Annotated in this window: 23 protein-coding genes; 14 read left to right on the forward strand and 9 right to left on the reverse strand. The window is 58.8% G+C overall.

The genetic code is table 11. From position 1 onward, the window contains the following. Nucleotides 1-212: 212 nt before the first annotated feature. The 6 genes from JFT86_RS21545 (at nucleotide 213) to JFT86_RS21570 (ending at nucleotide 5,197) form a co-directional block, all read left to right on the forward strand. Nucleotides 213-662, forward strand: a complete 450-nt coding sequence (locus JFT86_RS21545; RefSeq protein ID WP_201238236.1) for a hypothetical protein — start codon at nucleotides 213-215, stop codon at nucleotides 660-662. Nucleotide 663: 1 nt separating this feature from the next. Further along, a complete protein-coding gene (locus tag JFT86_RS21550) occupies nucleotides 664-1,236 on the forward strand; it encodes an adhesin (protein WP_201238237.1) in 573 nt (190 codons plus the stop codon). A gap of 68 nt (nucleotides 1,237-1,304) precedes the next feature. Further along, nucleotides 1,305-2,309, forward strand: coding sequence for a heme utilization protein (locus JFT86_RS21555; protein WP_201238238.1), 1,005 nt, complete (start codon nucleotides 1,305-1,307; stop codon nucleotides 2,307-2,309). Between the two features lie 63 nt (nucleotides 2,310-2,372). After that, nucleotides 2,373-3,053: a C39 family peptidase gene (locus JFT86_RS21560; RefSeq protein WP_201238239.1), complete on the forward strand. Its 681-nt coding sequence runs from the start codon at nucleotides 2,373-2,375 to the stop codon at nucleotides 3,051-3,053. 44 nt (nucleotides 3,054-3,097) lie between these two features. Beyond that, nucleotides 3,098-3,844, forward strand: coding sequence for a hypothetical protein (locus JFT86_RS21565; protein ID WP_201238240.1), 747 nt, complete (start codon nucleotides 3,098-3,100; stop codon nucleotides 3,842-3,844). Nucleotides 3,845-3,889: 45 nt separating this feature from the next. Then, nucleotides 3,890-5,197, forward strand: coding sequence for a hypothetical protein (locus JFT86_RS21570; protein ID WP_201238241.1), 1,308 nt, complete (start codon nucleotides 3,890-3,892; stop codon nucleotides 5,195-5,197). 89 nt (nucleotides 5,198-5,286) lie between these two features. On the opposite strand, the gene JFT86_RS21575 is transcribed toward JFT86_RS21570, so the two are convergent. Then, a complete protein-coding gene (locus JFT86_RS21575; protein WP_201238242.1) occupies nucleotides 5,287-6,612 on the reverse strand; it encodes a sigma-54 dependent transcriptional regulator in 1,326 nt (441 codons plus the stop codon). A gap of 355 nt (nucleotides 6,613-6,967) precedes the next feature. On the opposite strand from JFT86_RS21575, the gene JFT86_RS21580 reads away from it, so the two are divergent. The 3 genes from JFT86_RS21580 (at nucleotide 6,968) to nhaB (ending at nucleotide 10,423) form a co-directional block, all read left to right on the forward strand. After that, nucleotides 6,968-7,234, forward strand: a complete 267-nt coding sequence (locus JFT86_RS21580) for a hypothetical protein (RefSeq protein WP_201238243.1) — start codon at nucleotides 6,968-6,970, stop codon at nucleotides 7,232-7,234. A 283-nt stretch (nucleotides 7,235-7,517) separates the two neighbouring features. Further along, the gene (locus tag JFT86_RS21585; RefSeq protein WP_201238244.1) at nucleotides 7,518-8,807 is read left to right on the forward strand and encodes a hypothetical protein; all 1,290 of its coding nucleotides are present in this window, start codon (nucleotides 7,518-7,520) and stop codon (nucleotides 8,805-8,807) included. 113 nt (nucleotides 8,808-8,920) lie between these two features. After that, entirely contained in the window at nucleotides 8,921-10,423 is a 1,503-nt protein-coding gene (gene nhaB / locus JFT86_RS21590) for a sodium/proton antiporter NhaB (RefSeq protein ID WP_201238245.1), read from the forward strand. 121 nt (nucleotides 10,424-10,544) lie between these two features. Here nhaB and JFT86_RS21595 read toward each other — a convergent pair whose 3' ends face one another. Genes JFT86_RS21595 through gnd form a run of 3 tightly spaced genes read right to left on the reverse strand, consistent with a single transcriptional unit; the run spans nucleotide 10,545 to nucleotide 13,863 of the window. After that, nucleotides 10,545-11,366, reverse strand: coding sequence for an HAD family hydrolase (locus JFT86_RS21595; protein WP_201238246.1), 822 nt, complete (start codon nucleotides 11,364-11,366; stop codon nucleotides 10,545-10,547). Then, nucleotides 11,363-12,886 (reverse strand): glucose-6-phosphate dehydrogenase, encoded by a 1,524-nt coding sequence (zwf, locus tag JFT86_RS21600; RefSeq protein ID WP_201238247.1) that lies wholly within the window; start codon nucleotides 12,884-12,886, stop codon nucleotides 11,363-11,365. Before zwf ends, JFT86_RS21595 begins: the two co-directional genes overlap by 4 nt. Continuing rightward, nucleotides 12,883-13,863, reverse strand: coding sequence for a phosphogluconate dehydrogenase (NAD(+)-dependent, decarboxylating) (gene gnd, locus JFT86_RS21605; RefSeq protein ID WP_201238248.1), 981 nt, complete (start codon nucleotides 13,861-13,863; stop codon nucleotides 12,883-12,885). Before gnd ends, zwf begins: the two co-directional genes overlap by 4 nt. Before the next feature lie 274 nt (nucleotides 13,864-14,137). Here gnd and JFT86_RS21610 point away from each other — a divergent pair, with 274 nt between their 5' ends. The 4 genes from JFT86_RS21610 to JFT86_RS21625 all read left to right on the forward strand — a co-directional run bounded on the left by JFT86_RS21610 (nucleotide 14,138) and on the right by JFT86_RS21625 (nucleotide 19,065). Continuing rightward, the gene (locus JFT86_RS21610; RefSeq protein WP_103302099.1) at nucleotides 14,138-14,320 is read left to right on the forward strand and encodes a DUF6026 family protein; all 183 of its coding nucleotides are present in this window, start codon (nucleotides 14,138-14,140) and stop codon (nucleotides 14,318-14,320) included. A 213-nt stretch (nucleotides 14,321-14,533) separates the two neighbouring features. Then, a complete protein-coding gene (locus JFT86_RS21615) occupies nucleotides 14,534-16,282 on the forward strand; it encodes a phosphoethanolamine transferase CptA (protein ID WP_201238249.1) in 1,749 nt (582 codons plus the stop codon). 146 nt (nucleotides 16,283-16,428) lie between these two features. Continuing rightward, entirely contained in the window at nucleotides 16,429-18,675 is a 2,247-nt protein-coding gene (locus tag JFT86_RS21620; RefSeq protein WP_201238250.1) for a TonB-dependent siderophore receptor, read from the forward strand. A 180-nt stretch (nucleotides 18,676-18,855) separates the two neighbouring features. Continuing rightward, nucleotides 18,856-19,065, forward strand: a complete 210-nt coding sequence (locus JFT86_RS21625) for a hypothetical protein (RefSeq protein WP_201238251.1) — start codon at nucleotides 18,856-18,858, stop codon at nucleotides 19,063-19,065. Nucleotides 19,066-19,157: 92 nt separating this feature from the next. Here JFT86_RS21625 and JFT86_RS21630 read toward each other — a convergent pair whose 3' ends face one another. The 5 genes from JFT86_RS21630 to JFT86_RS21650 all read right to left on the reverse strand — a co-directional run bounded on the left by JFT86_RS21630 (nucleotide 19,158) and on the right by JFT86_RS21650 (nucleotide 23,746). Continuing rightward, on the reverse strand, nucleotides 19,158-19,649 hold the full coding sequence (locus JFT86_RS21630) for a GNAT family N-acetyltransferase (RefSeq protein ID WP_201238252.1): 492 nt from the start codon (nucleotides 19,647-19,649) through the stop codon (nucleotides 19,158-19,160). A 142-nt stretch (nucleotides 19,650-19,791) separates the two neighbouring features. Continuing rightward, nucleotides 19,792-20,373 (reverse strand): DinB family protein, encoded by a 582-nt coding sequence (locus JFT86_RS21635; RefSeq protein WP_201238253.1) that lies wholly within the window; start codon nucleotides 20,371-20,373, stop codon nucleotides 19,792-19,794. A 17-nt stretch (nucleotides 20,374-20,390) separates the two neighbouring features. Then, complete coding sequence (zapE, locus tag JFT86_RS21640; RefSeq protein WP_201238254.1) at nucleotides 20,391-21,509, reverse strand: cell division protein ZapE; 1,119 nt, start codon at nucleotides 21,507-21,509, stop codon at nucleotides 20,391-20,393. Between the two features lie 158 nt (nucleotides 21,510-21,667). After that, a complete protein-coding gene (speB, locus tag JFT86_RS21645) occupies nucleotides 21,668-22,627 on the reverse strand; it encodes an agmatinase (protein WP_201238255.1) in 960 nt (319 codons plus the stop codon). A gap of 27 nt (nucleotides 22,628-22,654) precedes the next feature. Next, entirely contained in the window at nucleotides 22,655-23,746 is a 1,092-nt protein-coding gene (locus JFT86_RS21650) for a polyamine ABC transporter substrate-binding protein (RefSeq protein WP_201238256.1), read from the reverse strand. 99 nt (nucleotides 23,747-23,845) lie between these two features. Between JFT86_RS21650 and JFT86_RS21655 the strand changes: the two genes are divergently transcribed. Then, entirely contained in the window at nucleotides 23,846-24,739 is an 894-nt protein-coding gene (locus tag JFT86_RS21655; protein ID WP_201238257.1) for a LysR family transcriptional regulator, read from the forward strand. The last annotated feature ends 144 nt before the right edge of the window (nucleotides 24,740-24,883 follow it).

The following is a 24,883-nucleotide window of genomic DNA, read 5'->3' on the forward strand; positions in this document are numbered from 1 at the left end:
TGTGCCGCAAACCCTTGTCCCAGAGCATTGTTCAGCAAAAAGACAGGTCAGCGCCGCAGTGCCTGTTTCATCGCTGAAACAGCTTGTGTATCAAGTACGCGTTCTCTGCGCATAACTCATTGAAAATTCGAAACAATAAAAAAGCGGCACAGCTTTCGCTCTCTCCTTCACAACGCTGACAAGGGCAGCCCACTGAAGAAGGAATTGCAGCCGTGGGGAACTTCAATAAAAACCTGACCTGCCTCCTGCTGATCGGATCAGCAGCCAGTGCATTCATCAGTTTCAACGTTCAGGCCGAAGGCAATGGCGTGATCGTCCTCAACCGCGACGTCCAGCCGATCCCTATCGGTCGCAGCGGTGGCAAAGACCCCTACCCGACCACTGTCAACGCCAACCCTTCGGCACGCATCGATCAAGCGATGACCAGCACCGAACTGAATGACGGTGACTTTGCCAGTGTAGCCAGTGGCTCTTCGATTCGCGGCACCATGTCGACAACCGTCGGTGGCCTGCCGGGTACCAATGTTCTGACCAATCCCAACGGTCTGCCCGGCATGAGTGGCGGTCATGGCGGCGGCAACGGCAGTTCGATCTCCAACACCATCAATCGGTCACTCAGTACCGGCCTTGCCCCGCTGACCCGCATGGCTGGAGGCCAATAAGATGAATCGCACCCTCCTTCTGCTTGCCCTCCTCGGCTGCACCAGTGCCATGGCCGACCCCAGTTCAGTGGACAACGCCAACATTCAGAACACCGGCGTCCAGTATCGCGGCAACTACAACGTCAACCAGGCCGCCGGCGACCAAATGCAACAGACCAACGCCAAGGCGATTGCCATTGGCACCTCGGCCAGCGCCACCACCGTCGTCCGCCAGCACATCGACACACCGGGCAATCCGTCGACGAATGCCAGCGCAACCATTGGCGGCAACTCATTCAGTAATGGCAACGGGATCCTCGGTGTGAACCAGGGCGCCGGGGCCAACAACCAGATGGCCAACGTCACGCGCGTCAGCATCAGTGCTGCCCCGCAGAGCGTTGACGATAGCGCCCTTTCTCAACAGAACGTGGCGTTGTTACCGAGCTCAGGAGCAACTGGTACCTCACCCGGCAGTCGCCAGGTCACGACAAGTGATCAGGCCTTCACCGGCAGCCGAGGGGTAATCCAGGTGAACCAGAGTGCCGGGGTGGGGAACCGTATGGCTAACACCCTGAGCATCCGGGTCGCAGACTGACCCAAATAAAAAGCAGTGCAATTAGAAAGTACCAACACTTAACCAACTAATAAGCACGGAGTAACACCATGAAAACTCAAATGGCTCTGAAACCACTGGTTTTCGCTCTTGCAGCAGTAATGGCAATGGCGGCTCAAGCGGGCGGCAATGATCATGGTAACAATGGCGGCCACGGTCACCAGCCTCCTCCACCTAAAGGCCCAAGCCTTGAGGAACTCCTGCAAATCGGCGCTGGCGCCGGTGCTGCAGTGCTCGACGTGCAAAGCAGCGGCGGCAACGCCGTACTGAACCAGGGCACTCAAAACAACGCCAACATCAATGGCTCGCTCAATGGTGCCAACGGCAACATCGGTGCGAACAACACCGCAGGCGACGGCAACCAACAAGACAACGCCGCCGCACTGGCGACTGCTGACGAAAGCTTCATCTTCGGTACTGCGGTTGCTGCCTCCAGTGCAACTCAAGTTAACGCCAACAACGGTGTAGGCAACTACTCCAGCACTGCCAATGCCAGCATGAACAACGTCGGCAACAGTGGCTCCGGCAACATCGGCGTGAACAACAGCGCCGGCGACTTCAACCAACAGAAAAACAACCTCGCAATCGCCGTGTCCGGTGGTCGTGTAGCGCAGGCTGCTGCCGCTGCCAACCAAAGCTCCTCAGGTCTGACTGTGGCCAACAACGGCACTCAAACCTACAAAAAAGATACCCTCACTGGCACTGTTGCCGCCGCCGGCGTGTTCGGCGCCGTGGGCGAAGCTACCATCAAAGATGACGATCACGGTCACAGCGGTGGCGGTTATGGCAACGACAGCAAAGGCCATGGCGGCAGCGGCGGTAGCAAAGATCAGAAAGCTACCTTCGAAGCCGTGGGTGTCTTCGGCCTGGCTGGTGTAACCACTCAACAAGTGATGACTCCAGACGGCTGGAAAAACCCAGTCACCAACAATGCCAACATGACCAACGTGGGCAACAACTGGTCCGGCAACGGTGGCTTCAACAACGCCGCAGGTGTTGGCAACCAACAAAGCAACTCGCTGTCCATCGCCGCAGGTTGCAAAGCCTGCATGTAATCGCGATCGAAACGAAAGCCCCGGAAACGGGGCTTTTCCTCAGTCCGCAAAGGCGTATCGATCATGCGTAAGACTGCCCTTATCGCTCTGCTTTGTCTGTCCGGCCTGACCCAGGCTGCCCAGATGCCCGTGGCTGCCCTTCCCGGCGGCACGCTCATCTACAAGCACGTGCAAAGCATCCGTGAGCGCAAGTTTGCCGACATCGTCGAACAGAAAACCGACTTCAGCTGCGGCGCTGCCGCACTGGCCACGGTGTTACGCCAAGGCTATTGGCTCGACGTCGATGAGGAGCACATCATCAAAGGCATGCTGGTCAACGCAGACCAGGACCTTGTTCGTACTCAGGGTTTTTCCATGCTCGACATGAAGCGCTACATAGAAAGCATCGGCATGCGCGCCAGAGGCTACAAGATTCCGCCGGAAAAACTCGACGCTGTAACCATCCCGGTGGTGGTACTGATGGAAATTCGCGGCTACAAGCATTTCGTGGTGTTGCAGCGTGCGGACAAGAATTGGGTTTACATCGGAGACCCGGTACTCGGCCACAAACGCTACGCCCATGATGACTTTGTCAAAGGTTGGAACGGCATTGTCTTCGCCATCGTCGGCCCCGGTTATGACAAAACCAATGCATTGCGCAGCCCGCCGACACCGCTGACGGCCAAGAACAAGCTGGATAACTTCAACCCTGTCAGAGATGCTGAATTGATGGACTTCGGGTTCATACAGAGCGACTTCTTTTAATCGCCGATTATAAAGAATGGGGCTGGATGTCCCGGGAGCAGCAGATGAAAACCTCATACTGGCTGGCCGCCGCCTGCCTGGCAGCGAGCGCGTCAGGCTATGCCAATGCAGGATTCACGCCTATAGAAATACAGGACAAGGAATTGTCCGAACTACGTGGTCGTTATGTCATGCCGGGGCGGATTATCAGCTTCGGCATTGTCATGAGCAGTACCTGGCGCAACGCCAGCGGTGATCTGATCGGGGCTTCGACCTCGATGCAACTTCAAGCAGCGACAATCAAACCAGAATTCTATGTGCAAACCATCAAGGAAACCGGCAACGGCAACGCCCTCGCGGCCGGCACAGGCACGATCACGGGGGGTGCCGGCCTCAACAGTAGCCAGGGCGTGACACAAAGCGTACGCGCCGCCGGCGACACCAATACCGCCTATAACAACGTCGCGATCAACGTTTCGGAAGCCAACCAGGCGCCGGCCCTCGTACCCGCTCAAGGCCAGGCCTTGATGGCCGGGCAAACCATCGGTGGCAGCAACGCGGCCGGCAGCGTCGCGGTCTCGGCCACGGGCAGTGGCGTGCAAATGGCCATTCAGGCCTCAGGCAATCAAGGCACGGCCCTGCAACAAGTGGCCCAAGGTGGCTTGCTGCAGAACACCCGTTTGCTCGGCAGTGCCAACGTGGTCAATAACATGACCCAACTCAACGTTGTGTTGAACAATAACGGCATGAGTGCCGGCGCACTGGACTGCAACCTGACTCAACTCAGGGCACTACGCAATATTGGATATTGAACTACGCTGAGTCTCGATCATTGGGCTTAAAGGGACGGCTTATTCATGTATCGATCAGTATCACTGCGCGCCGCTGTATGTCTTAGTACGCTTCTACCGGCCGCGATGCTGCAAGCAGCACCCGACGCTGATGTGGAAACCCTGAAACAGGAACTTCTGGAGCTGAAGCAACGATACGAAGTACAACAAAAGGCCCTGGCGGTACTCGAACAGCGAGTCCGCCAGGTCGAAGATCAACCCGCCGCACCACAACCCAAACGTTTGGCCAAGTCGCCAGCCGACCTCAAAGGCAATCCAAAAGTGGCTACCGGTACCGGGGCCGCAGCAGCGTCGGGGGGCGCAGCGGGGGGCAGTGGAGCATCTTATGGCCAGTCACTGGCCGACGATTCGCAACCGGCGCAGAGCGTATCCAACCTGTATGACGAGGCCAGCGGCTTCTTCGGCGGGGGCAAATTCAGCTTTGAAACCGGCATCACCTATTCGCGTTATGACACTCGCCAGTTGATTCTCAACGGCTTTCTGGCGCTGGACTCGATCTTCCTCGGCAATATCAACCTTGACCGGATCAAGGCGGATACCTGGACGCTTGATCTCACCGGTCGATACAACTTCGACAATCGCTGGCAGTTCGACCTGAACGTGCCGGTGGTCTACCGCGATTCGACCTATCAGTCCGGCGGCGGCAACGGCGGTGCGTCCAACGTCACCACCGAGCAGGACGTGACTCGCGACCCAACCATCGGCGACGTCAACTTCGGCATCGCCTACAAGTTCCTCGACGAATCGGCCAACACCCCGGACGCCGTGGTCACCTTGCGGGTCAAGGCGCCAACCGGCAAGGACCCGTTTGGTATCAAACTGCGCCAGACCGATGCCAACTCCAACCTGTTCGTGCCTGACACCCTGCCGACCGGCAACGGCGTCTGGTCGGTCACGCCCGGCATCTCGCTGGTCAAGACGTTCGACCCGGCGGTGTTGTTCGGCAGTCTGTCCTACACCCACAACCTGGAAGAGTCGTTCGACGACATCAGCTCGACCGTCAACCAGAAAACCCCGGGCAAGGTACAAATTGGCGACAGCTTCCAGATCGGTGCCGGTATTGCCTTTGCACTGAACGAGAAGATGAGTATGTCGTTCTCGATGTCCGACCTGGTACAGCGCAAGAGCAAGCTGAAACAGGATGGTGGGGATTGGCAATCGGTGGTGTCCAGCGACGCCAACGCCGGCTACTTCAACGTCGGTATGACCATTGCGGCCACCGATAACCTGACCATCGTGCCCAACCTGTCCATCGGCCTTACGGATGATGCCCCGGACTTTTCCTTCAGCCTGAAATTCCCGTACTACTTCTAAAGCAAAAACAAAGATCGCAGCCTGCGCCAACTCCTACAGGTTTCAAATGTAGGAGCTGCCGCAGGCTGCGATCTTTTGATCTATGTTTTTTAACGTATCTGATGTTTATGCAGCAGCCGATAAAACGTCGGCCGCGAAACCCCGAGCACTTTGGCCGCAACGCTAAGATTGTCACTGTGCCGGTTCAACACATCGCACAACGCCTGACGTTCAGCGCGGGTCTTGTAGTCCTCCAGCGTCCCCATGGGCGTGGCGATCGACTGCTGACTGATCAAGCCCAGATCCCGCGCTTCAATCTGCCGACCTTCTGCCAGGACCAGACCGCGACGCACACGGTTGGCCAGTTCGCGCACATTCCCGGGCCAATCATGTTTACCCATCGCAATCAGCGCATCCTCACTGAAACTGCGCGGACGACGCCCGGTTTCATGGCTGTAAAAATGCGAAAAGTGGTTGGCCAGCATCGACAGATCGCCGTGGCGTTCACGCAACGGCGCAGTCACGACTTGCAGCACATTGAGCCGGTAGTACAGGTCTTCACGAAAACGTTTTTTCTCGATGGCGGCCTCAAGATCGACGTGAGTCGCCGCCAGTACCCGCACATCAACAGGGATCGGCTGACTGCCGCCCACGCGCTCGATGTGTTTTTCCTGTAGAAAACGCAGCAGGTTGGCTTGCAACTCCAGCGGCAGATCACCGATTTCATCGAGAAACAACGTGCCACCGTTGGCCGCTTCAATACGCCCGACCTTGCGCTGATGAGCGCCGGTAAACGCGCCTTTCTCATGACCAAACAGCTCGGACTGAATCAAGTGCTCGGGAATCGCCCCGCAGTTGATCGCCACAAACGGCTTGCTGTGGCGCTGAGACTGACGATGCAGCGTACGCGCCACCAGTTCTTTGCCGGTGCCGCTTTCACCGCGAATCAACACCGGCGATTCGGTCGGCGCCAGTTTGCTCAGCAGCTTGCGCAATTCGCGGATCGGTCTGCTGTCACCCAGCAGCTCATGCTCGGGCTGATCGACGTGAATCGTGCCCTGCCCGCGCAGGCGCGCCATGCCGAACGCCCGACCGAGGGTGACCTGCACCCGCGATACGTCGAACGGTAAGGTATGGAAATCGAAAAACCATTCGCAGACGAAGTCACCGACGTTCTGCAAACGCAGGACTTCCTGATTGAGCACAGCGATCCATTCGGTGCCGCTGCGGCTGATCAGTTCTTTGACGGCTTCGGGGCGTTCGAGGTGAAAAGGCTGCAAACGCAGCAAGCCGACATCGCAACTGCGGTCGGCGGCGTTTTCCAGAGTACAACTGTCGACATCCCATCCTATCGCGCGCAAACCGGGCAATAAGCGGTGACAGTCGTCGCAAGGGTCGACTACCAATAAACGTCTTAACGCAGGCGCTTCGCTCATGACTGTTCCTTGGCGCCAAATATTAGAAATGATTGTAAAAACAGTCATTTGGCAGACCCGACTGTAACATTAGCAAGATTTTGACAGCGCCTTGTATCGATTGCTTATAGGTGTACAAGTAAATTCGTTATATGTATGTGTTTGGTTAGTTAGCTATCGACTTAATCACTGGCAAAGACCTTTCAACAAGCTTTCAAAAACTCTCGAAAAACCGAGCCAATGAAAGAAAGTTGAAATTTCTTTGTTTCGAGTGTGACCTGCTCCCGGGTTGCGTGCATCAGTACAAGTAACCAGCCGAACGGTAAGCCCAACCGACGGCACATCACTTGATTGGGCACTAAAGAGAGAAGACCCCATGACCGCCCCGCTCCGTATCAACGAAGCTCTTTTGATTGCCAACCACGCGTTCAAACCTTTCCAATGCGTGGCCTGGGCCCCACTAGACGGCAATGGCGAACTGAGCCTGACCGTCATCGACTGCACCAACTCGCGCATTGGCCGCAAACAGATTCCAAGCAGCGCCTACTCTGATCCGGCGCAACTGGAGCAACTGTTGCAACAGGCCCGCGCTGAACTCAGCGAAGAAGGTTACGCGCTGCAATCCTGGTCGATGTCCCACTGACAGCCGGACGCTGCGGATGACAAAAACGTCATCCGCCCGCCGCTTGTTAGTTACTGTTTCTGATAAGTCCCCCGTTACATGTGTGCAACTTTTCACAGCGCAGATCCGCTTAACTGCTTGGCAGGCTTGCTATTGGTTCGAAAAGACACTGTTCTGGCACAGTGTGACCTCCCATCTGTTAGTTCTTACAGTTGTACTTCTTGTTGTTCAGGTTTTGAATGTTTCGCTCATGCAGTTACCCACCGGTTTCCCGGTCACGGTCAACTCGCAAGGAGATGCGTGCATGTCCACCCTGAACGCCTTTGCGCTGCCGACGCTTTTGAATAATGCCGGCCAACTCGACAAATCATTTGCCGCCACCGGAGTGGCTCAGGTGTATTTCGCCGGCAGTCTGTCCAGCCTGACTCAGGATGTTGCGCTCGATGCGCAGGGGCGGATTCTGGTTGCCGCCAAGGTCGGCATCGCTACGGGCAGCCGCTTCGGCTTGGCGCGTCTGCTGACGGATGGCTCTGCCGATCTGTCCTTTGGTGATCAGGGCAGCGTGATCGATACATTTGCCCCGGGCTTCGAAGCCATGGCCGGTAAAGTACAGGCGCTGCCCGATGGACGAATCCTGCTGGCGGGCCTGCATTATGAAAACACTCATCGCACCCTGCCCGCTCTTGCCCTGTTTGATGCGCAAGGCAAGCCTGATCAAACCTTCGGCGAGAATGGCCGTCAGGTGGTCCGTCTGCCGGGAGATTTGTCCATGGGTACACGCGACAGCTGGCTGCCGCCTGGCGTACCGGGCGCCGAAGCCTGCGATTTCGCCGTACAGGACGACGGGCATATTCTGCTGATCGCCAATCACCACTTCGAATTGGCTGATCACGCCGGCATGCTGATTCGCCTCAAGCCTGACGGCAGTCTGGATGACACCTTCAACGGTCGCGGTTTCGTGATGATCCGCCAACTGCTGCTCAATACCTGGCTCAGCAGGCTGATGCTGCAGAAGGATGGCCGAATTGTGGTGGGCGGCTCGATCGATTTTCCTCAGGAAGGCCTGTTGGCGCGTTATCTGCCCAATGGCTGTCTGGATGAACGCTTCGCGGTGGACGGCTTCATGGCGTTCAAGGCCCACGGTAAAAGCGCTCAGGTCAGTCAGATCCTTGAATCCGCAGACGCCCTGCACTGTTTCGGCAGCAGCCACGACCCGATCCGTTGCCTGGCGCTCACCCTGCACCACAATGGCCGGGCGGATTTGCGCCGCAATGACGGCCAGCCGCAACTGTTGGAAATCGGCCCCAGCGGCTGTCAATGGAGCGCCGCCCAGTGCATGGCGGACGGCCGGATCATCGCGGTGGGCGCCACCATTGGCGGCGTCGAGGCGGATTTCATTGTCGCCCGTTACTGCGCCGACGGGCGCCTTGACCAAAGTTTCGGTGAGGGCCGCGGCTGGTTGCGCACTCGCCTGGGGCGCAGCCTCGACACGGCAAATTCGCTGGCCGTGCAAACGGACGACGCCATTCTAGTGGGAGGCTATTCGCTGGATGGCAACTACCGGGCGATGGTCGCGCGGTATCTCAATCTATAACCCTCATTTCCAGACCGGCAGCTCCTACACGGGGCCGTGCTCGCGTGGTTACAACTTGAATTTATTTGATACATCCGGCAACTTGCGCCCTTCTTAAAAACAAGGAGCAACCGATGTCCGGTTCAATGGCCCAGGCGTTCGCGCAAAATTTCCTCGGGCACTCGCCACGCTGGTACAAGGCGACCATCGTCGGATTTCTGATCCTTAATGCGGTCGTGCTGTTCACGGTGGGTCCGGTCGCGGCTGGCTGGTTGCTGGTGATCGAGTTCATCTTCACCTTGGCCATGGCGCTCAAGTGCTATCCGTTGATGCCCGGCGGTTTGCTGTTGATCGAAGCCCTGCTGCTGAAGATGACCACGCCGCAGGCGCTCTACGATGAACTGGTGCACAACTTCCCGGTGATCCTGCTGCTGATGTTCATGGTGGCCGGCATTTACTTCATGAAGGATCTGCTGCTGTTTTTGTTCTCGCGACTGTTATTGGGGGTGCGCTCCAAAGCGGCACTGTCGCTGATGTTCTGCTTTCTATCGGCTTTTCTCTCGGCGTTTCTGGACGCGTTGACGGTCACTGCGGTGATCATCAGCGCGGCGGTCGGTTTTTACTCGGTCTACCATCGGGTGGCGTCGGGCAACGATCCGCGCCAGGACAGCGGCTTCAGTGACGACCAACACCTGCCAACCCTGCATCACGATGACCTGAATCAGTTTCGCGCGTTCCTGCGCAGCCTGTTGATGCACGGTGCGGTCGGCACAGCGCTCGGCGGCGTCTGCACGCTGGTAGGCGAGCCACAAAACCTGTTGATCGGCCACGAAATGGGCTGGCACTTCGGTGAGTTTTTCCAAAAAGTCGCGCCGGTTTCGCTGCCAGTGCTGGCGGCAGGCCTGATCACCTGCGTACTGCTGGAGAAACTGCGCTGGTTCGGCTACGGCACGCTGCTGCCGGACAATGTTCGCGCGGTGTTGGCCAACTATGCCGCCGAAGACAACGCCGAACGCACCCCACGCCAACGAGCAGCGCTGCTGGTGCAAGGCGCTGCGGCACTGATCCTGATTGGCTGTCTGGCGTTCCATCTGGCCGAAGTCGGCCTGATCGGCTTGATGGTGATTGTGCTGATCACTGCATTTACCGGGATCACCGACGAGCACCGTCTAGGCAGCGCGTTCAAGGACGCCATGCCGTTTACCGCACTGCTGGTGGTGTTCTTTGCCGTGGTCGCGGTGATTCACGATCAACAGCTGTTCGTACCGCTGATCGAGTGGGTGCTGGCGCTGCCGATCGATCAGCAACCGGGCATGTTGTTCATTGCCAACGGCCTGCTCTCGGCGATCAGCGACAACGTTTTCGTTGCGACGATTTACATCACCGAAGTGAAACAGGCGTTCCTCGCCGGGCACATGAGCCGTGAGCATTTCGAAACGCTGGCGATTGCAATCAACACCGGCACCAACCTGCCAAGCGTGGCCACACCGAATGGCCAGGCAGCGTTTCTGTTCCTGCTGACGTCGGCGATTGCACCGTTGGTGCGCCTGTCGTACGGGCGGATGGTGTGGATGGCGTTGCCGTACACCGTGGTGATGGGGCTGCTGGGCTGGTACGCGGTCAGCTACTGGCTGTAATTACACCGAATAAACTGTAGGAGTGAGCCTGCTCGCGATAGCGGTGTGTCAGCCCAGAAAATGGTGACTGAAACATTGCTATCGCGAGCAGGCTCACTCCTACATTTGTTTTGGGGTGAATTCAGCGCGGCAGGATGTATTTCTCGATGGCCTCGGCCACACCATCCTCGGTGTTCGACGCGGTCACCACATCAGCCTGGCGCTTCACCGCTTCCTCTGCCTGGCCCATGGCGATCGACAACCCCGCGCAATGGAACATCGCCGGATCATTACCACCATCACCCATCGCCGCCGTCTGCTCCAGCGGGATACCAAGGTGCGCGGCAATGGTCGCCAGTGCGGTGCCTTTGTTGGCCTCCAGCGCGGTGACGTCGAGGTACACCGGTTGCGAGCGCGAGACCTGCGCCATGCCATTGACCTTGGGCAGCAAGCGCGCCTCCAGCTCAATCAGCAACTCAGTGTTGTTGCTGGTCGCAACGATTTTGTCTATGTGCTCTAGATACGGCTCGAAGCTCTCGACCACCACTGGCGGATAACCGAGGCCATGCTGTTCGCGTGGCACCATCGGCCCATGCGGATCCTTGACCAGCCAGTCGCCGCCACTGAACACCCAGATTTCGACATCCGGTTGATCGGTAAACGTCGCCAGTGCAATCAACGCGGTCGTGGCAGGCAGATAATGTGCGACGAGCAAACTACCGTCCGGATTGACGATCGTGCCACCATTGAACGCCGCCGTCGGCAAATCGACGCCCAAGGCCTCGATCTGCTGCAACATGGCTTTCGGCGGACGCCCGGTGGCGAGGCTGAACAACACGCCCGCCTCACGCAGCGAATGCACCGCGTCGAGGGTGCGCTGGCTCAGTGTGTGATCGGGCAGCAACAGCGTGCCGTCCATGTCGCTCAGCAGAAAACGGATCGGTTGTTTCGGCACGTCACTCATCCGAGGCCATGCCAGACGCGGCCATCGCGAGTCAGCAGATCTTCGGCGGCCTGCGGGCCATCTTCTCCGGCGGCGTAACCCTGCACACTCGCGTCCTGCTGCCAGGCATCCAAAAACGGTTGCACCACACGCCAGCCGTTCTCGATATTGTCGGCGCGCTGAAACAGCGTCTGATCGCCCGTCAGGCAGTCGTAGATCAGCGTTTCGTAGCCAGTCGAAGGCTGCATTTCGAAGAAGTCTTTGTAGGCGAACCCCAACTCGATGTTGGCCATGTTCAACGCCGGCCCCGGGCGCTTGGCCAGCAGGTCGAACCACATGCCCTCGTTGGGCTGAATCTGGATGCGCAGATAGGTAGGCTGTAGCTCATCGACCTCGGTGTCACGGAACTGCGCATAAGGCGCCGGTTTGAAGCAGATGACGATCTCGGTGTCACGCACGCTCATGCGCTTGCCGGTGCGCAGGTAAAACGGCACGCCGACCCAACGCCAGTTGTCGATCATCACCTTCAGCGCAACGTAGGTTTCCGTACTGCTGTCCGGCGCGACGTTGGCTTCCTGGCGATAACCGTTCAATGGCTTGCCGTCGACTTCACCAGCGCCGTACTGGCCGCGCACCGAGTTGGCCCGCGCCTCTTCAACCGTCCACGGACGGATCGCGCCGACCACCTTGGCTTTCTCACCGCGTACCGCATCGGCGCCGAACGCCGCCGGCGGTTCCATGGCAACCATGGCCAGCAACTGGAACAGGTGATTGGGCACCATGTCGCGCAGTGCACCGGTGTGTTCGTAAAAACTGCCACGGGTTTCGACGCCGACGGTTTCGGCGGCGGTGATCTGTACGTGGTCGATGTAATGATTGTTCCAGAACGCCTCGAACAGGCTGTTGGAAAACCGGCTGACCAGAATGTTCTGCACGGTCTCCTTGCCCAGGTAATGGTCGATCCGATAGATCTGCTTTTCCGACATCACCTTGAGCAGGCAGGCGTTCAATGCTTCAGCGGTTTGCAGATCGGAGCCGAACGGCTTCTCGATCACTACCCTTCTGAACGCTTCGGGGGTTTCTTCAAGCAAACCGGCGCTGCCGAGTCGGCGCACCACCTCACTGAAGAAACGTGGCGCGGTGGCCAGGTAGAACACCGCATTGCCAGTGCCGCTGTCGGCGATTTTTGCCGCCAGCGCTGAATACGTGCTGTCGTCCAGAAAGTCGCCCTGGACGTAGCTGATGCCTTTGGCGAGCTTGGCCCACAAGGCCGGATCAAGCATCTGATCGCCCTTGCCGACCTTCGCCGCCACTTCGGTACGAATGAAGTCTTCGAGCTTTTGCGCGAAGGCTTCATCGGTAATGGCGTTGTGGTCAACGCCAACGATCCGCAAGTTCTCGTCAAGCAAGCCGTCGCGACTGAGGTTGTACAGCGCCGGCATCAGCAAGCGCTTGACCAGGTCGCCGTGGGCACCGAACAGAAACAGCGTGGTCGGTGGTGCGGGTTCTGCCTTGGATTTCCTGCGGATCGTATGGGTCATTTCTTCGGTGTCTCCACGTGGCCGCCGAAGCCGAAGCGCTGGGCCGAAAGAATCTTGTCACCGAACGTGCCCTGACCGCGCGAGCGGTAGCGCGAGAACAGCGAATTGGACAGCACCGGCACCGGCACCGCTTGTTCCATGGCGGCTTCGATGGTCCATTGGCCTTCGCCGCTGTCGGCGACAGAACCGGAGAAACCGTCGAGCTTCGGATCGCTGGCCAGTGCGTCAGCCGTCAGGTCGAGCAACCACGACGACACCACGCTGCCACGACGCCAGACTTCAGCAATGTCAGCCACGTTCAGATCGAAACGCTGATCTTCCGGCAAGCGCTCGCTGGACTTGGTCTTGAGAATGTCGAAGCCTTCGGCGAAGGCCGCCATCATGCCGTACTCGATGCCGTTGTGGATCATCTTGACGAAGTGCCCGGCACCGGCAGGACCGGCGTGGATGTAGCCGTGCTCGGCGCGGTGGTCATCGGACTTGCGATCCTTGGTGCGCGGGATGTCACCCATGCCTGGCGCCAAGGCTGCGAACAGCGGGTCAAGACGGCTGACGGTCTCGGCATCGCCACCGATCATCATGCAGTAGCCGCGCTCCAGGCCCCAGACGCCGCCGGAGGTGCCGACGTCGATGTAGTGCAGGCCTTTCTCGGCCAGAGTTTTGGCCCGGCGGATGTCATCCTTATAGTTGGTGTTGCCGCCATCGATGATGGTGTCACCGGCTTCCAGCAAGGTGCTCAGGGTGTTGATGGTGTCTTCGGTCGGCGCGCCGGCCGGCAACATGACCCATACGGCACGCGGCTTGGCCAGGCCTGCAACCAGTGCCGGCAAGTCGGCAACGCCGGTAGAACCCTCGGCGACCAGGTTGTCGATGAAAGCGGTATTGCGGTCGTAAACAACGGTGGTGTGACCGTTGAGCATCAGGCGCCGCGCAATATTACCGCCCATGCGGCCCAGTCCAATAATCCCGAGTTGCATGTGCTGATGCTCCTTACTACAAATAAATGTGTGTCAAAGGTTATAGCCCAACGCGACTAATGGAGGTTAGTCCAGAGCGTCGAGGTGAAGTTTCCGGGCATTGTGCCCGATCCAGACAGATAACGCCTCGAATCGTGCCGAAGACACACCGACCATGAAAAATAAAAAAGTTCCATTCACAGCCAAAAGAAACCAAAATTGGCGCCGATAGTAAGTCAGCCACCCGCAATCGGGGGCGATTTACAGTTGAGACACGCCATTTGCGAGGTGAGCAATGGGCACAGTACACACAGCAATGCCGCCACAAACCCTGTACGTGACAATCCGTCGCGATGAATTGCGCCAGTTGAAAGACGAGCGCGACCAACTGAAACAGGAATTGGCGCAACTGCGCGCGATGACATTGGGTGCTCAGCCCAAGCCGCTGCCGGTTGTTCAGCGCCACCCGCATGCCTGATCTTCCCCACCTGATTCGGGAACAGCACTCGCGGTTCCCGACACGCTGTACTTGTGACCGCTTGCGCACTGACAAGAGCGGTGATTAACAAAACTTTCACATTCGCTTCGTAATACTCCGCCTCCATTATGGTCGTACCTGCGCGTGCGGCCTTTGTTCGTCGGCTCCATGGATGTTCCGGCGGTGGTTGTAACGAGATAGCTGGAGCGCCGAATGGCATTGTTCAAACGCAGCACAACGACTGCGGCAGGTTTCGACTGGGCCGGTCTACTCTGGCTTTTTGTGTTCTTCTGGTACTTTTCCGGCATTACCCAACTGCTGATTCAGATTACCGGCACCTCCGGTTTCAGCGGGTTCCGCCAGGCGTTCTTCATGAGCGCACTCTGGCTGGCACCGATGCTGCTGTTCCCCAAGCGCACCAAACTGCTGGCCGCCGTGATCGGCGTCGTGCTGTGGGCCTGTTCGATGGCCAGCCTGGGTTATTTCTTCATTTATCAGCAGGAATTCTCCCAGAGCGTCATCTTCATCATGTTCGAGTCGAACGTGTCCGAAGCCGGCGAGTACATGACCCAGTACTTTGCCTGGTGGATGGTGCCGGCGTTCCTCGCGCATACCGCCTTCGCCTACTTCCTGTGGACGCGCCTGCGCCCGGTGTACATGCCGCGTGGCCGCGCCATGGTCGCCGCCGCCGCCATCGTGATTGCCGTGGTCGGTTATCCGCTGGTCAAGCAGACCCTGCGCATGGGCAACTTCGCTCAAGGCTTCGAGAAGTTCGAGACCCGCATCGAGCCGGCCGTGCCATGGCAAATGGCGGTGGCCTACCACCGTTATCTCGATACGCTGGCCGACATGCAGGGCATGCTGCACAGCGCGAGCAAGATTCCACCGCTGCATAACCTCAAGAATGCGTCGGCCAATGAGCCTTCGACGCTGGTGCTGGTGATCGGTGAGTCGACCAACCGTCAGCGCATGAGCCTTTACGGTTATCAACGCAACACCACGCCTGAGCTGGACAAGCTCAAGGATCAGCTCGCGGTGTTCGACAACGTCGTCACCCCTCGCCCGTACACCATCGAGGCGTTGCAGCAGGTCTTGACCTTTGCCGACGAAGAACACCCGGATCTGTACCTGTCGACGCCGTCGCTGGTCAGCATGATGAAACAGGCAGGCTACAAGACCTTCTGGATCACCAACCAGCAGACCATGACCAAGCGCAACACCATGCTCACGACGTTTTCCGAGCAGGCTGACGAGCAGGTTTACCTGAACAACAACCGCAACCAGAACGCCGCCCAGTACGACGGCGATGTGATCGAGCCGTTCAACAAAGCCCTGACTGATGCTGCACCGCGTAAATTGATCGTTGTCCACCTGCTCGGCACGCACATGAGCTACCAGTACCGTTATCCGCCGACCTTCGACAAGTTCCAGGATCGCAATGGCGTCCCGGCCGGCGTACGTGACGATCAGGTGCCGACCTACAACAGCTACGACAACGCCGTGCTGTACAACGACTTCGTGGTGTCGAGCCTGATCAAGGATTACGCCAAGTCCGATCCGAACGGCTTCCTGCTGTACCTTTCGGACCACGGTGAAGACGTGTTCGACTCGGTCGGTCACAGCACACTCGGTCGTAACGAGAACAAGCCGACGGCGCCGATGTACACCATTCCGTTCATGGCCTGGGCGTCGCCGAAATGGAAGGCCAACCATGACTGGAACTTCGCCGGTGATCTTGATCGTCCGTACAGCAGCTCGCACCTGATTCACACCTGGGCAGACATGGCCGGTTTGAGTTTCGACGAGCTGGACCACAGCAAGAGCGTGGTCAGCGACAGCTTCAAACAACGGCCGTTGCTGATCGGTGATCCGTACCAGACCGAACAGCGTGCGCTGATCGACTTCAGCCTGATGAAGCCGAAAAAACCTGACCCCGCACCCGCAGGCGTCGCGCAAAAGTAACACTGAGAAGGGGCCGAAACCGGCCCCTTTTTCATGCCCGCAACGCCATCAAATAATAATGTTTCGCGTTTGACACTAAATCTCATGCCCTCACTTCGTCTTTGAACAAACGGATTTTTTCCCTCGAAGACAAGGAGTCGGCTGCGATGTTCGCGCCCATCACCCGTTCCATGACCCTCACGCTAGGCCTTTGTGGTGCAGCCCTGAGCCCCGATCTGCTGGCTGAATCCGCAGCGGAAAAACCGCCGGAGCCTGCCGCCACGGCGCTGGAACTGGAATCGACCAGCGTCACTGCCCAGGGTTTGGGCACCAACACCGAAAATACCAGCGCCTACACCACCGGCGCCATGAGCACCGCGACGCGGATGAACCTGTCGATCAAGGAAACCCCGCAATCGGTGTCCGTGGTGACGCGTCAGCAAATGGATGATTTCAAGCTCGGTACATTGTCCGAGGCCATGAGCCAGACCACCGGCGTGGTCGTGCAGCACATGGACTCGGATCGGGTCAGCTATTCGGCGCGCGGTTATTCGATCAACAACTTCCAGATCGACGGGATGCTCAACACCTTCGATCGCATGAAGACCGATGCCGACACGATCATTTACGACCGCATCGAAGTGGTCCGCGGCGCCACCGGCCTGACCACAGGCGCGGGCGATCCGTCCGCGACCATCAACATGGTGCGCAAGCGCCCGACTGCTCAAGGGCAGGCATTGGCCGGTGTCAGTGGCGGCAGCTATGACGATTACTACAGCTATGTCGACGTGGGTGGGCCGCTGGCCTTCGACGGTCGCTTGCGTGGGCGTACAGTGCTGGCCTACCGCGACAGTCAGTCGTTCCGCGATCACTACGCGCTGCAACGTGAGGTGGGTTACGGGATTCTGGAAGCAGACCTGACCGATTCCACGGTGTTGGCGGTGGGTTATGACTATCAGGACAAACAGGTTCAGGGCACGGCATGGGGCACCCTGCCCTACTGGAATGCCGACGGCAGCAAGGCCAGGCTCAGCCGATCGACGAATATGGCGACATCGTGGAGTTCATGGCCGCTCAAGGACAGAACCGCGTTCGCCACCCTTGATCAGGAATTGGCCGGTGGATGGCGCCTGAAAGCCGCGTATACCCATCGCCAAAGCGATGTCGACGGCAAGGTCTATTACGGCGGTGGCGGCTTTCCCGAGGCCGATCGCAGCGGCATGCTCGCCTACACCTCGCACATGATCGGCACGCAGAAGATGAGCGTCTATGACTTCAATATCTCCGGCCCTTATTCGTTGCTCGGTCGCGAGCACGAAATGATGTTCGGCTATGGCGAAGCCGAACATCGCTCCTACTCGCCCAAGACCTTCGATGGCCCGGTTCCGGACGACTACGGCAAGATCCGCGACTGGAAGTACATGGGCAATATCGCCAAGTTTCCCGATACTGTCAGCGACCTTACCGGCTCCCGAGGCAACACTCGCCAGAAGGCCGGTTACCTCGCCACCCGCCTGAGTCTCACCGACGAACTGCATGCGGTGATCGGCAGCCGTTATGGCAGCTGGGAAGGCGAAAACAGCGATTATTACTATGACAACAACCGGCAATTGACCCGTGTCGATGCAACTAGTCAAAAACAGAACGACATCTGGACGCCCTACGCCGGCCTGCTTTATGACTTGACCCCGGAATACACCGTTTACGTCAGTTACACCGATATTTTCAAACCGCAAGGCAACCGCGACAGCAACCGTAAATACCTCGAACCGGTGGTGGGCAGCAACTACGAACTGGGACTCAAGGGCAGCTTGCTGGAAGAGCGCCTCAACGTTGCCACCGCGTTGTTCTGGAGCAAGCAAGACAATGTCGCCGAACGTGACAACTCCGTGCCGCCCGACCCGGTGACCGGAGAGGAATTCTACAAATCCGGCGGCAAGGGCAACAAGGTCAGTGGCTTCGAAGCCGAAGTCTCCGGTGAAATCAGCGATGGCTGGAACATGACCGCTGGCTACACGTACACCCATTCGGTCAACGGCGAGAAGCAGCGCACCAATGAAAACCAGCCGTTGAACATGCTGCGCGTGTCCACGGCGTACCGCTTGCCGGGCGACTGGCAGGCATTGACCGTGGGCGGCGCAGTCAATTGGCAAAGCAGCATCTATGGCGATTCGGCTCGCCCGATCGGCCGCGATGCGGCTGGTGATTTCATTACCGAGAACACGCGGATCAATCAGGGCGGCTACACCGTGGTCAAACTGATGTCGCGCTACGCTATCGACAAAAACCTCTCGGCCTCGCTGAACGTCGACAACCTGTTCGACACGAAATATTACGAGAATGTCGGCTTTTACAATGGTGTGTTCTGGGGCGATCCGCGCACGGTGACGTTGAGTCTCGACTGGAAGCTCTGACCCCTTCCCCTCTGACGCGGTGCGCCTGAAGTGCGCCGCGCCTGTCAGATAACACCTCGCAACATGCTGCAAAAACTACACTGAACGGGCGTTAACCCCGAGTTAATTCCTGTCGCACAGACTCGCTTCCGAGATCTGCTTCATGGACGAACGGCTCCCACTTGTTCAGTAGGAGGCACCATGAAAATCACTACCGCAATCCTTGCCGGGGTATTTGCCCTGGGTTCTGCCAGCGTCTTCGCCGAAGGCGGCGCTGAGCGCATGCGTTATTACTATGACAATTTCCCGGTTCACCACGCCCAGAGCGAGCAGAAGAGCGACGCCAACGCGAAAGAAATTCGCGTTCCCGCCGATCAGACGGCGCAAGTGACCGAGTCGTACCGCGACTGAGATTGACCGAGCAACCGATGGACCTCCCATGGCTCCGCTCTGGCCTGGGGGAAGACAGTTTGGGCGCCCTTATCGGGCGCCTTTTTTTATGGCTAGAGGTTTTTGATCCAGAACAGCATGCGTCCATGATCCGGGTTGAACATGCCGGGCGCGAAGCCGAATTTACCGTAGGCATTTTGTGCAACGTCGTTGCCCTCCAGCACTTCGAGGGTGATCTTGCAGCAGCCACGCTGGCGGCAAATTTCCTCGACCTTGAGCAGCATTTTCTGGCTCAGGCCCAGACCGCGAAATTTGCTCATCACCGCCACATCGTGGATGTTGACCAACGGTTTGCAGGCAAACGTCGAAAACCCTTCAAAACAGTTCACCAACCCCGCCGGCTCACCACCGACAAACGCCAGCACGCTGAAGGCATGCGGTCGGCGCGCCAGCTCTTCGGGCAACCGGCGCAGCAACTCAGGGTCGATCGGATGGCCGCCGCCCATGGGGTCTTCTGCATAATGATTGAGCACGACACCGATGGCCTCGGCATGCACTGGATTGGTGTAACTGGCCTGAAGCACAAGAATTTCTGTGGAATCCATTTCCATCCCCAAACACACAAAAGCCCCGGCGCGCAAAGTGCTTGCTGAAAGGCTGCACCGACCTTAGCGCGAGCGAGTACAAGCAACAACCCTGTGGTGAGGGGATTTATCCCCTCACCACAGGGTAGGTGTCTTGAGTTTCTCAGTGGCCCCAGATCAGCTCTTCGGTCCAGCCCAGCTCGGCAAAATCTTCGGCACGTAACGCGGCCTCGCCTGCGCAGAAAAACTCGTCCAGTTGCGGTGGTTTTACCGGCGTATCGCTGAGCATCGCGTGAACCTGGCCACGATGATGGATCTGATGCTCGAACAGGTGCGAAAGCATGCGCAAACGGCTGTCATGCTGCGGTGTATCGCGGGCGATGGTGACGATGCGCGCCAGGTCGGCATCGCGCAGTTGCTCGCAATAAGCAATCAGGCGTTGATCGACATGGGCTTGTTCTTCACGCAATCGTGCGCCCTCGGTAAACGGCTCGTCGGCGTTGAAAAACACATAGCAGTCGGGGTGCGGCTCGGCACCGCGTAACTCCCGTTCCAGCGCATCCACGTAGAACCAGTCGCAGGTGAGAATGTGGTTGAGTGTCAGGCGGATACTGGGAAAAAAACTCACTCGCGGCGCTGCCAGATCGCGCTCGTCGAGTTGCGTCCACGCCTTGGCCAGGCGGTGATTGGCCCAGGCGTTCTGATACGCCATGGTCAACAGATGATGGGACAACGGCTGGGTCATGCGGGCGCCCTCTTCACTCAAGCTTCGGCAAAACGCTGCAGCTGCATCTCCTGCAAACGGCTGAGGGTGCGGCGGAACGGGAATTCCAGATAACCCTCGGTATACAGCGCATCCATGGCCACCTGTGCCTCGATGTACAACGGCACCTTGCGGTCGTAGCACTCGTCGACCAGTGCGATGAAACGGCGCACACCATCGTCATGAACCGACAACTGCGGTAACTCACGATCACCCGCCACCACTTGTGCAGAGCCGTCCTCGGTGCCGCGTGCGATGCGGCCCTCGCGTTTTTGCGCACTGAGGTTCGGCACTTCGCTTAACAGGATAGCCCGGTAGCGATCACACAGTGCGATGAAGTCCATGGCGGCGAACGGTTGCTCGCAGAGGTCAGCGTAGCGACACCAGATAACGCTTTCACTGGCCTGCACTACGTTAAGCACACGATGCCCGACCGGCACTGGTTCCGCGCTGCTCGATTGCCCTGAGGTGAGCACTCGAAAAACCTCTGCCAATGCACTGACGCCCTGCGGCGCAGCGATAAAGTAGCGCTGCTCGATAGCGCCCGGATGCAGACGATGGTCCTCCGCACCGTTCACCGCGACCACTTGCATATGCGCCTTGATCGCAGCAATCGCCGGAACAAACCGGTCGCGATTGAAGCCATCGGCATACAGATCATCCGGCGGCAGATTAGAGGTGCAGACCACCACCACGCCTTCGTCGAACATCACCTGAAACAGCCGCCCGAGAATGATTGCATCGCCGATGTCGTTGACGAACAGTTCGTCGAAGCACAACACCCGCACTTCGGCGGCCAGCTCTTTGGCCAGTGCGCGCAGTGGATCGGCGATCCCGGTCAACTGGAACGAGCGCTGGTGCACCCAGCCCATGAAATGATGGAAATGCTGACGCCGGGCCGGCACCCGCAGGCTCTGATAAAACTGATCCATCAGCCAGGTCTTGCCGCGCCCGACCGGGCCCCACAGATAAACGCCAGTAACCGAGCGGGCACCGGCGTGCAGGGCTTCGTGGCATTTTTGCAGTGCCCAGACGGCATGCTCCTGAGCTTCATCCTGGATGAAACCCTTGTGTTCGATGGCGTGTTGCCAGGCGCTTAGCGGAGAGTCGAAAGTCATGCGCGGCAGTATGCACGATGCTCCCCGGCCAACACATCCCCCGCCTGCGTCGCCCGTGTAGGAGCTGCCGCAGGCTGCGATCTTTTGACCTTGTTTTTTAAAAATCAAAGGCAAAAGATCGCAGCCTGCGGCAGCTCCTACAGGGAGGTTGCGGGGTTTTAGAGGTCGACTTTGTGCCGGGCGGCATAGAGGCAGAGCATTTCCATCGCCAGTGTCGCCGCCGCCAGGGAGGTGACTTCGGCGTGATCGTATGCCGGTGCCACTTCCACCACGTCCATGCCGACCAGATTGATCCCGCGCAAACCGCCGAGAATTTCCAGCGCCTGCACCGTGCTCAAACCGCCGCACACCGGGGTGCCGGTGCCGGGAGCGAACGCCGGATCGAGGCAATCGATGTCGAACGTCAGGTACACCGGGTTATCGCCGACGCGGGCGCGAATCGCTTCAACGATCGCCTCGCAGCCACTGCGATGCACCTGCCGGGCGTCGAGGACCTGAAAGCCTTGATGATCGTCATTGGTGGTGCGTAAACCGATCTGTACCGACCGCGCCGGATCGACCAGACCCTCGCGTGCCGCGTGCCAGAACATCGTGCCGTGATCGACGCGCTTGCCCTCCTCATCTGGCCAGGTGTCGCTGTGCGCATCGAAGTGGATCAGCGACAGCGTGCCGTGTTTGCGGGCGTGAGCCTTGAGCAGCGGATAACTGATGAAGTGGTCGCCACCGAACGTCAGCATGGCGCTGCCGGCATTGAGAATGTGCTCGGCGTGGGCCTCGATGCTTTCCGGGATGCTGTGTGGTGAGCCGTAATCGAAATCACAGTCGCCGTAATCGATCACCGCCAGATGATCGAACGGGTCAAACGCCCATGGCCAGTGGCGCTCCCAGGCAATCCCGCTGGACGCCGCACGAATCCCGCGTGGCCCGAAACGGGCGCCCGGACGGTTGCTGGTGGCCGTGTCGAACGGCACGCCGCTGACCGCCACGTCGACACCGCGCAGGTCGCGGCTATAGCGGCGGCGCATGAAACTGGTGATGCCGGCGTAGGTGCTTTCGGCGGCAGTGCCGTACAGGCTGTCACGGGTCAAAGCCTGGTCATTGAGCATGGGCTGATCCACGGTGTGCTCCTTGTTGTTATCGATGAGTTATTGATGGCTACGGAACGTGGTCCACAGACGCGTGCGCTGGCGCATGTCCTTGAGGCTCATGCTGCGGTCGGCATACAGAAGTTCGCGCACTGCGCTCGGCGGATAGATGTCGGGGTCGTTGCGCACCGCTTCATCCACCAGCGGCGTCGCAGCCTGGTTGGCGGTGGCGAAAAACAGCGTGTTGGTCAGTTCGGCCACCGAGTCGGGACGCAACATGAACTCGATAAACGCCCGCGCCGCTTCGGGGTGCGGCGCGTCCTTGGGGATCGCCAGATTGTCCTGCCAGATCAGCGTGCCTTCCTTGGGAATGCGGTAACCGACTTCGTACGGTTTGTTGGCCTTGCGCGCCTGATCGGCGGCCATGCTCGCATCACCGTTGTAGGTCAGGGCCAGGCATACGTTGCCGCTGGCGAGATCGTTGATCTGCCGGCCAGTGGCGACGTACAGCACCGAGGGCTGCAGCTTCTGCAACAACGCTTCGGCGGCGGCCAGATCCTGCTTGTCGGTGCTGTAGGGATCTTTACCGAGGTAATGCAGCGCCAGCCCGATCACTTCCTGCGGCGAATCGAGAATCGCGATGCCACAGTCCTTGAGCTTGCTGGCGTATTCAGGCTTGAACAGCAGGTCGAGGCTGTTCAGCGGCACGTTCGGCAGGCGTTGCTTGACCGCCTCGACGTTCATCCCCAGCCCGAGCGTGCCCCAGGTGTATGGAACGCCGTAGCGATTGCCCGGATCGACGGCGGCGAGTTTCTCCAGCAGGTCCGCATCGAGATTGGCGTAGCCCTTGAGCCCGTCGTGGGGAATTTCTTTCAGCGCCCCGGCTGCCAGTCCACGGGCGAGCACGCTGGACGACGGCACCACGACGTCGTAACCACTGCCGCCGGTGAGCAATTTGGTTTCCAGCACTTCGGAGGTATCGAACGTGTCGTAGCGCACGTGGATCCCGGTTTCCTGTTCGAAACGCTGCAGGGTCTGCGGCGGCACGTAATCGGCCCAGCTGTACAGATTGAGGGTTTTGTCTTCGGCCTGGGCATTGATGACCACGGACAACAACAGCGCGGGGAAACACAGCTTGAACATGGGAGCCATGACGAACACCTGACCGGAGGAAGTGGTGACAGGATGCGCGCTCGGATACATTGGCAAAATACCAAGTTTGTTAACCTGACTTTATCGCGGAGTAATGTAATGCTCGGACAGCTTCACGATGTCGATCTGCAGCTGCTGCGCCTGTTCGTACGGGTGGTCGAGTGCGGAGGTTTCAGTGCCGCGCAAGGTGAACTGGGGCTGAGCCAATCGAGCATCAGCCAGCAAATGGCCAAGCTGGAAACCCGTCTCGGCTATCGGCTGTGCAGCCGTGGCAAGGGCGGTTTCAGTGTCACGCCCAAGGGCGAGCAGTTGCTGATCGCGGTTCGCAGCCTGTTTGAATCGATTGAAACCTTCCGCCATCAATCCAACGGCGTCGCCGGGCGTTTGATCGGTGAAGTGCGCTTGGGCATTTCCGAAGCCGTCGATCAATCGGTGCTGCAACGGGTCGCTGAGGCGATCCGGCGTTTTCGTGAGCGTGATGAGTCGGTGCGCATCGAGCTGATCAGCGCGATGCCCGGCGAGATGGAGCGCTTGTTGCTGCAACAGCGGCTGGACTTGGCGATCGGCTACTTCTCGCAAGTACAAAGTGCCTTCGACTACCGCCAGTTGTTCAGTGAAACCCAGCATTTGTATTGCGCGCCGGGGCATCCGTTGTTCACGGATGAGGCGCCCAGCGATGCGGCGATAGAAGCTTGTGACCGGGTCGATCACCCGTATCGGTTTTTGCGTTCGGATGAGCCGTTTCAGGGCAAGCTCTGTTCGGCGCGCTCGGAGCAGGTTGAGGGGACGCTGGCGTTTATCCTGTCGGGCAAGCATGTCGGTTATCTGCCGGATCACTACGCGCGTGGCTGGCAGGCCAAAGGCTTGTTGCGGCCGGTGCGTGAGGGCGAATTGAGTTTCGAGGTGGCGTTTCATCTGGCCCGCCACCGGGCGCTGGTGCCGGGGGATGCGCAGAAGGCGTTTGAAGAGGATTTGCTCGCCGCATTCACCTGAACATAGAGAACCCTGTGGCGAGGGGATTTATCCCCGATGGACTGCGCAGCAGGCCCATTCTTTGCGAGCCAAGAACTGGGGGCGCTCCGCACCCCATCGGGGATAAATCCCCTCACCACAGATAAATCCCCTCGCCACAAAGTT

It is taken from the genome of Pseudomonas sp. TH06 (assembly GCF_016651305.1).
GTDB lineage: Bacteria > Pseudomonadota > Gammaproteobacteria > Pseudomonadales > Pseudomonadaceae > Aquipseudomonas.

Excerpts from the sequence above, each read along its gene's own strand:
- JFT86_RS21550 (WP_201238237.1), top strand. The coding sequence starts at position 664 with ATGAATCGCACCCTCCTTCTGCTTGCCCTCCTCGGCTGCACCAGTGCC.
- JFT86_RS21555 (WP_201238238.1), top strand. The coding sequence starts at position 1,305 with ATGAAAACTCAAATGGCTCTGAAACCACTGGTTTTCGCTCTTGCAGCA.
- JFT86_RS21560 (WP_201238239.1), top strand. The coding sequence starts at position 2,373 with ATGCGTAAGACTGCCCTTATCGCTCTGCTTTGTCTGTCCGGCCTGACC.
- JFT86_RS21565 (WP_201238240.1), top strand. The coding sequence starts at position 3,098 with ATGAAAACCTCATACTGGCTGGCCGCCGCCTGCCTGGCAGCGAGCGCG.
- JFT86_RS21570 (WP_201238241.1), top strand. The coding sequence starts at position 3,890 with ATGTATCGATCAGTATCACTGCGCGCCGCTGTATGTCTTAGTACGCTT.
- JFT86_RS21575 (WP_201238242.1), bottom strand. The coding sequence starts at position 6,612 with ATGAGCGAAGCGCCTGCGTTAAGACGTTTATTGGTAGTCGACCCTTGC.
- JFT86_RS21580 (WP_201238243.1), top strand. The coding sequence starts at position 6,968 with ATGACCGCCCCGCTCCGTATCAACGAAGCTCTTTTGATTGCCAACCAC.
- JFT86_RS21585 (WP_201238244.1), top strand. The coding sequence starts at position 7,518 with ATGTCCACCCTGAACGCCTTTGCGCTGCCGACGCTTTTGAATAATGCC.
- nhaB (WP_201238245.1), top strand. The coding sequence starts at position 8,921 with ATGTCCGGTTCAATGGCCCAGGCGTTCGCGCAAAATTTCCTCGGGCAC.
- JFT86_RS21595 (WP_201238246.1), bottom strand. The coding sequence starts at position 11,366 with ATGAGTGACGTGCCGAAACAACCGATCCGTTTTCTGCTGAGCGACATG.
- zwf (WP_201238247.1), bottom strand. The coding sequence starts at position 12,886 with ATGACCCATACGATCCGCAGGAAATCCAAGGCAGAACCCGCACCACCG.
- gnd (WP_201238248.1), bottom strand. The coding sequence starts at position 13,863 with ATGCAACTCGGGATTATTGGACTGGGCCGCATGGGCGGTAATATTGCG.
- JFT86_RS21610 (WP_103302099.1), top strand. The coding sequence starts at position 14,138 with ATGGGCACAGTACACACAGCAATGCCGCCACAAACCCTGTACGTGACA.
- JFT86_RS21615 (WP_201238249.1), top strand. The coding sequence starts at position 14,534 with ATGGCATTGTTCAAACGCAGCACAACGACTGCGGCAGGTTTCGACTGG.
- JFT86_RS21620 (WP_201238250.1), top strand. The coding sequence starts at position 16,429 with ATGTTCGCGCCCATCACCCGTTCCATGACCCTCACGCTAGGCCTTTGT.
- JFT86_RS21625 (WP_201238251.1), top strand. The coding sequence starts at position 18,856 with ATGAAAATCACTACCGCAATCCTTGCCGGGGTATTTGCCCTGGGTTCT.
- JFT86_RS21630 (WP_201238252.1), bottom strand. The coding sequence starts at position 19,649 with ATGGATTCCACAGAAATTCTTGTGCTTCAGGCCAGTTACACCAATCCA.
- JFT86_RS21635 (WP_201238253.1), bottom strand. The coding sequence starts at position 20,373 with ATGACCCAGCCGTTGTCCCATCATCTGTTGACCATGGCGTATCAGAAC.
- zapE (WP_201238254.1), bottom strand. The coding sequence starts at position 21,509 with ATGACTTTCGACTCTCCGCTAAGCGCCTGGCAACACGCCATCGAACAC.
- JFT86_RS21650 (WP_201238256.1), bottom strand. The coding sequence starts at position 23,746 with ATGGCTCCCATGTTCAAGCTGTGTTTCCCCGCGCTGTTGTTGTCCGTG.
- JFT86_RS21655 (WP_201238257.1), top strand. The coding sequence starts at position 23,846 with ATGCTCGGACAGCTTCACGATGTCGATCTGCAGCTGCTGCGCCTGTTC.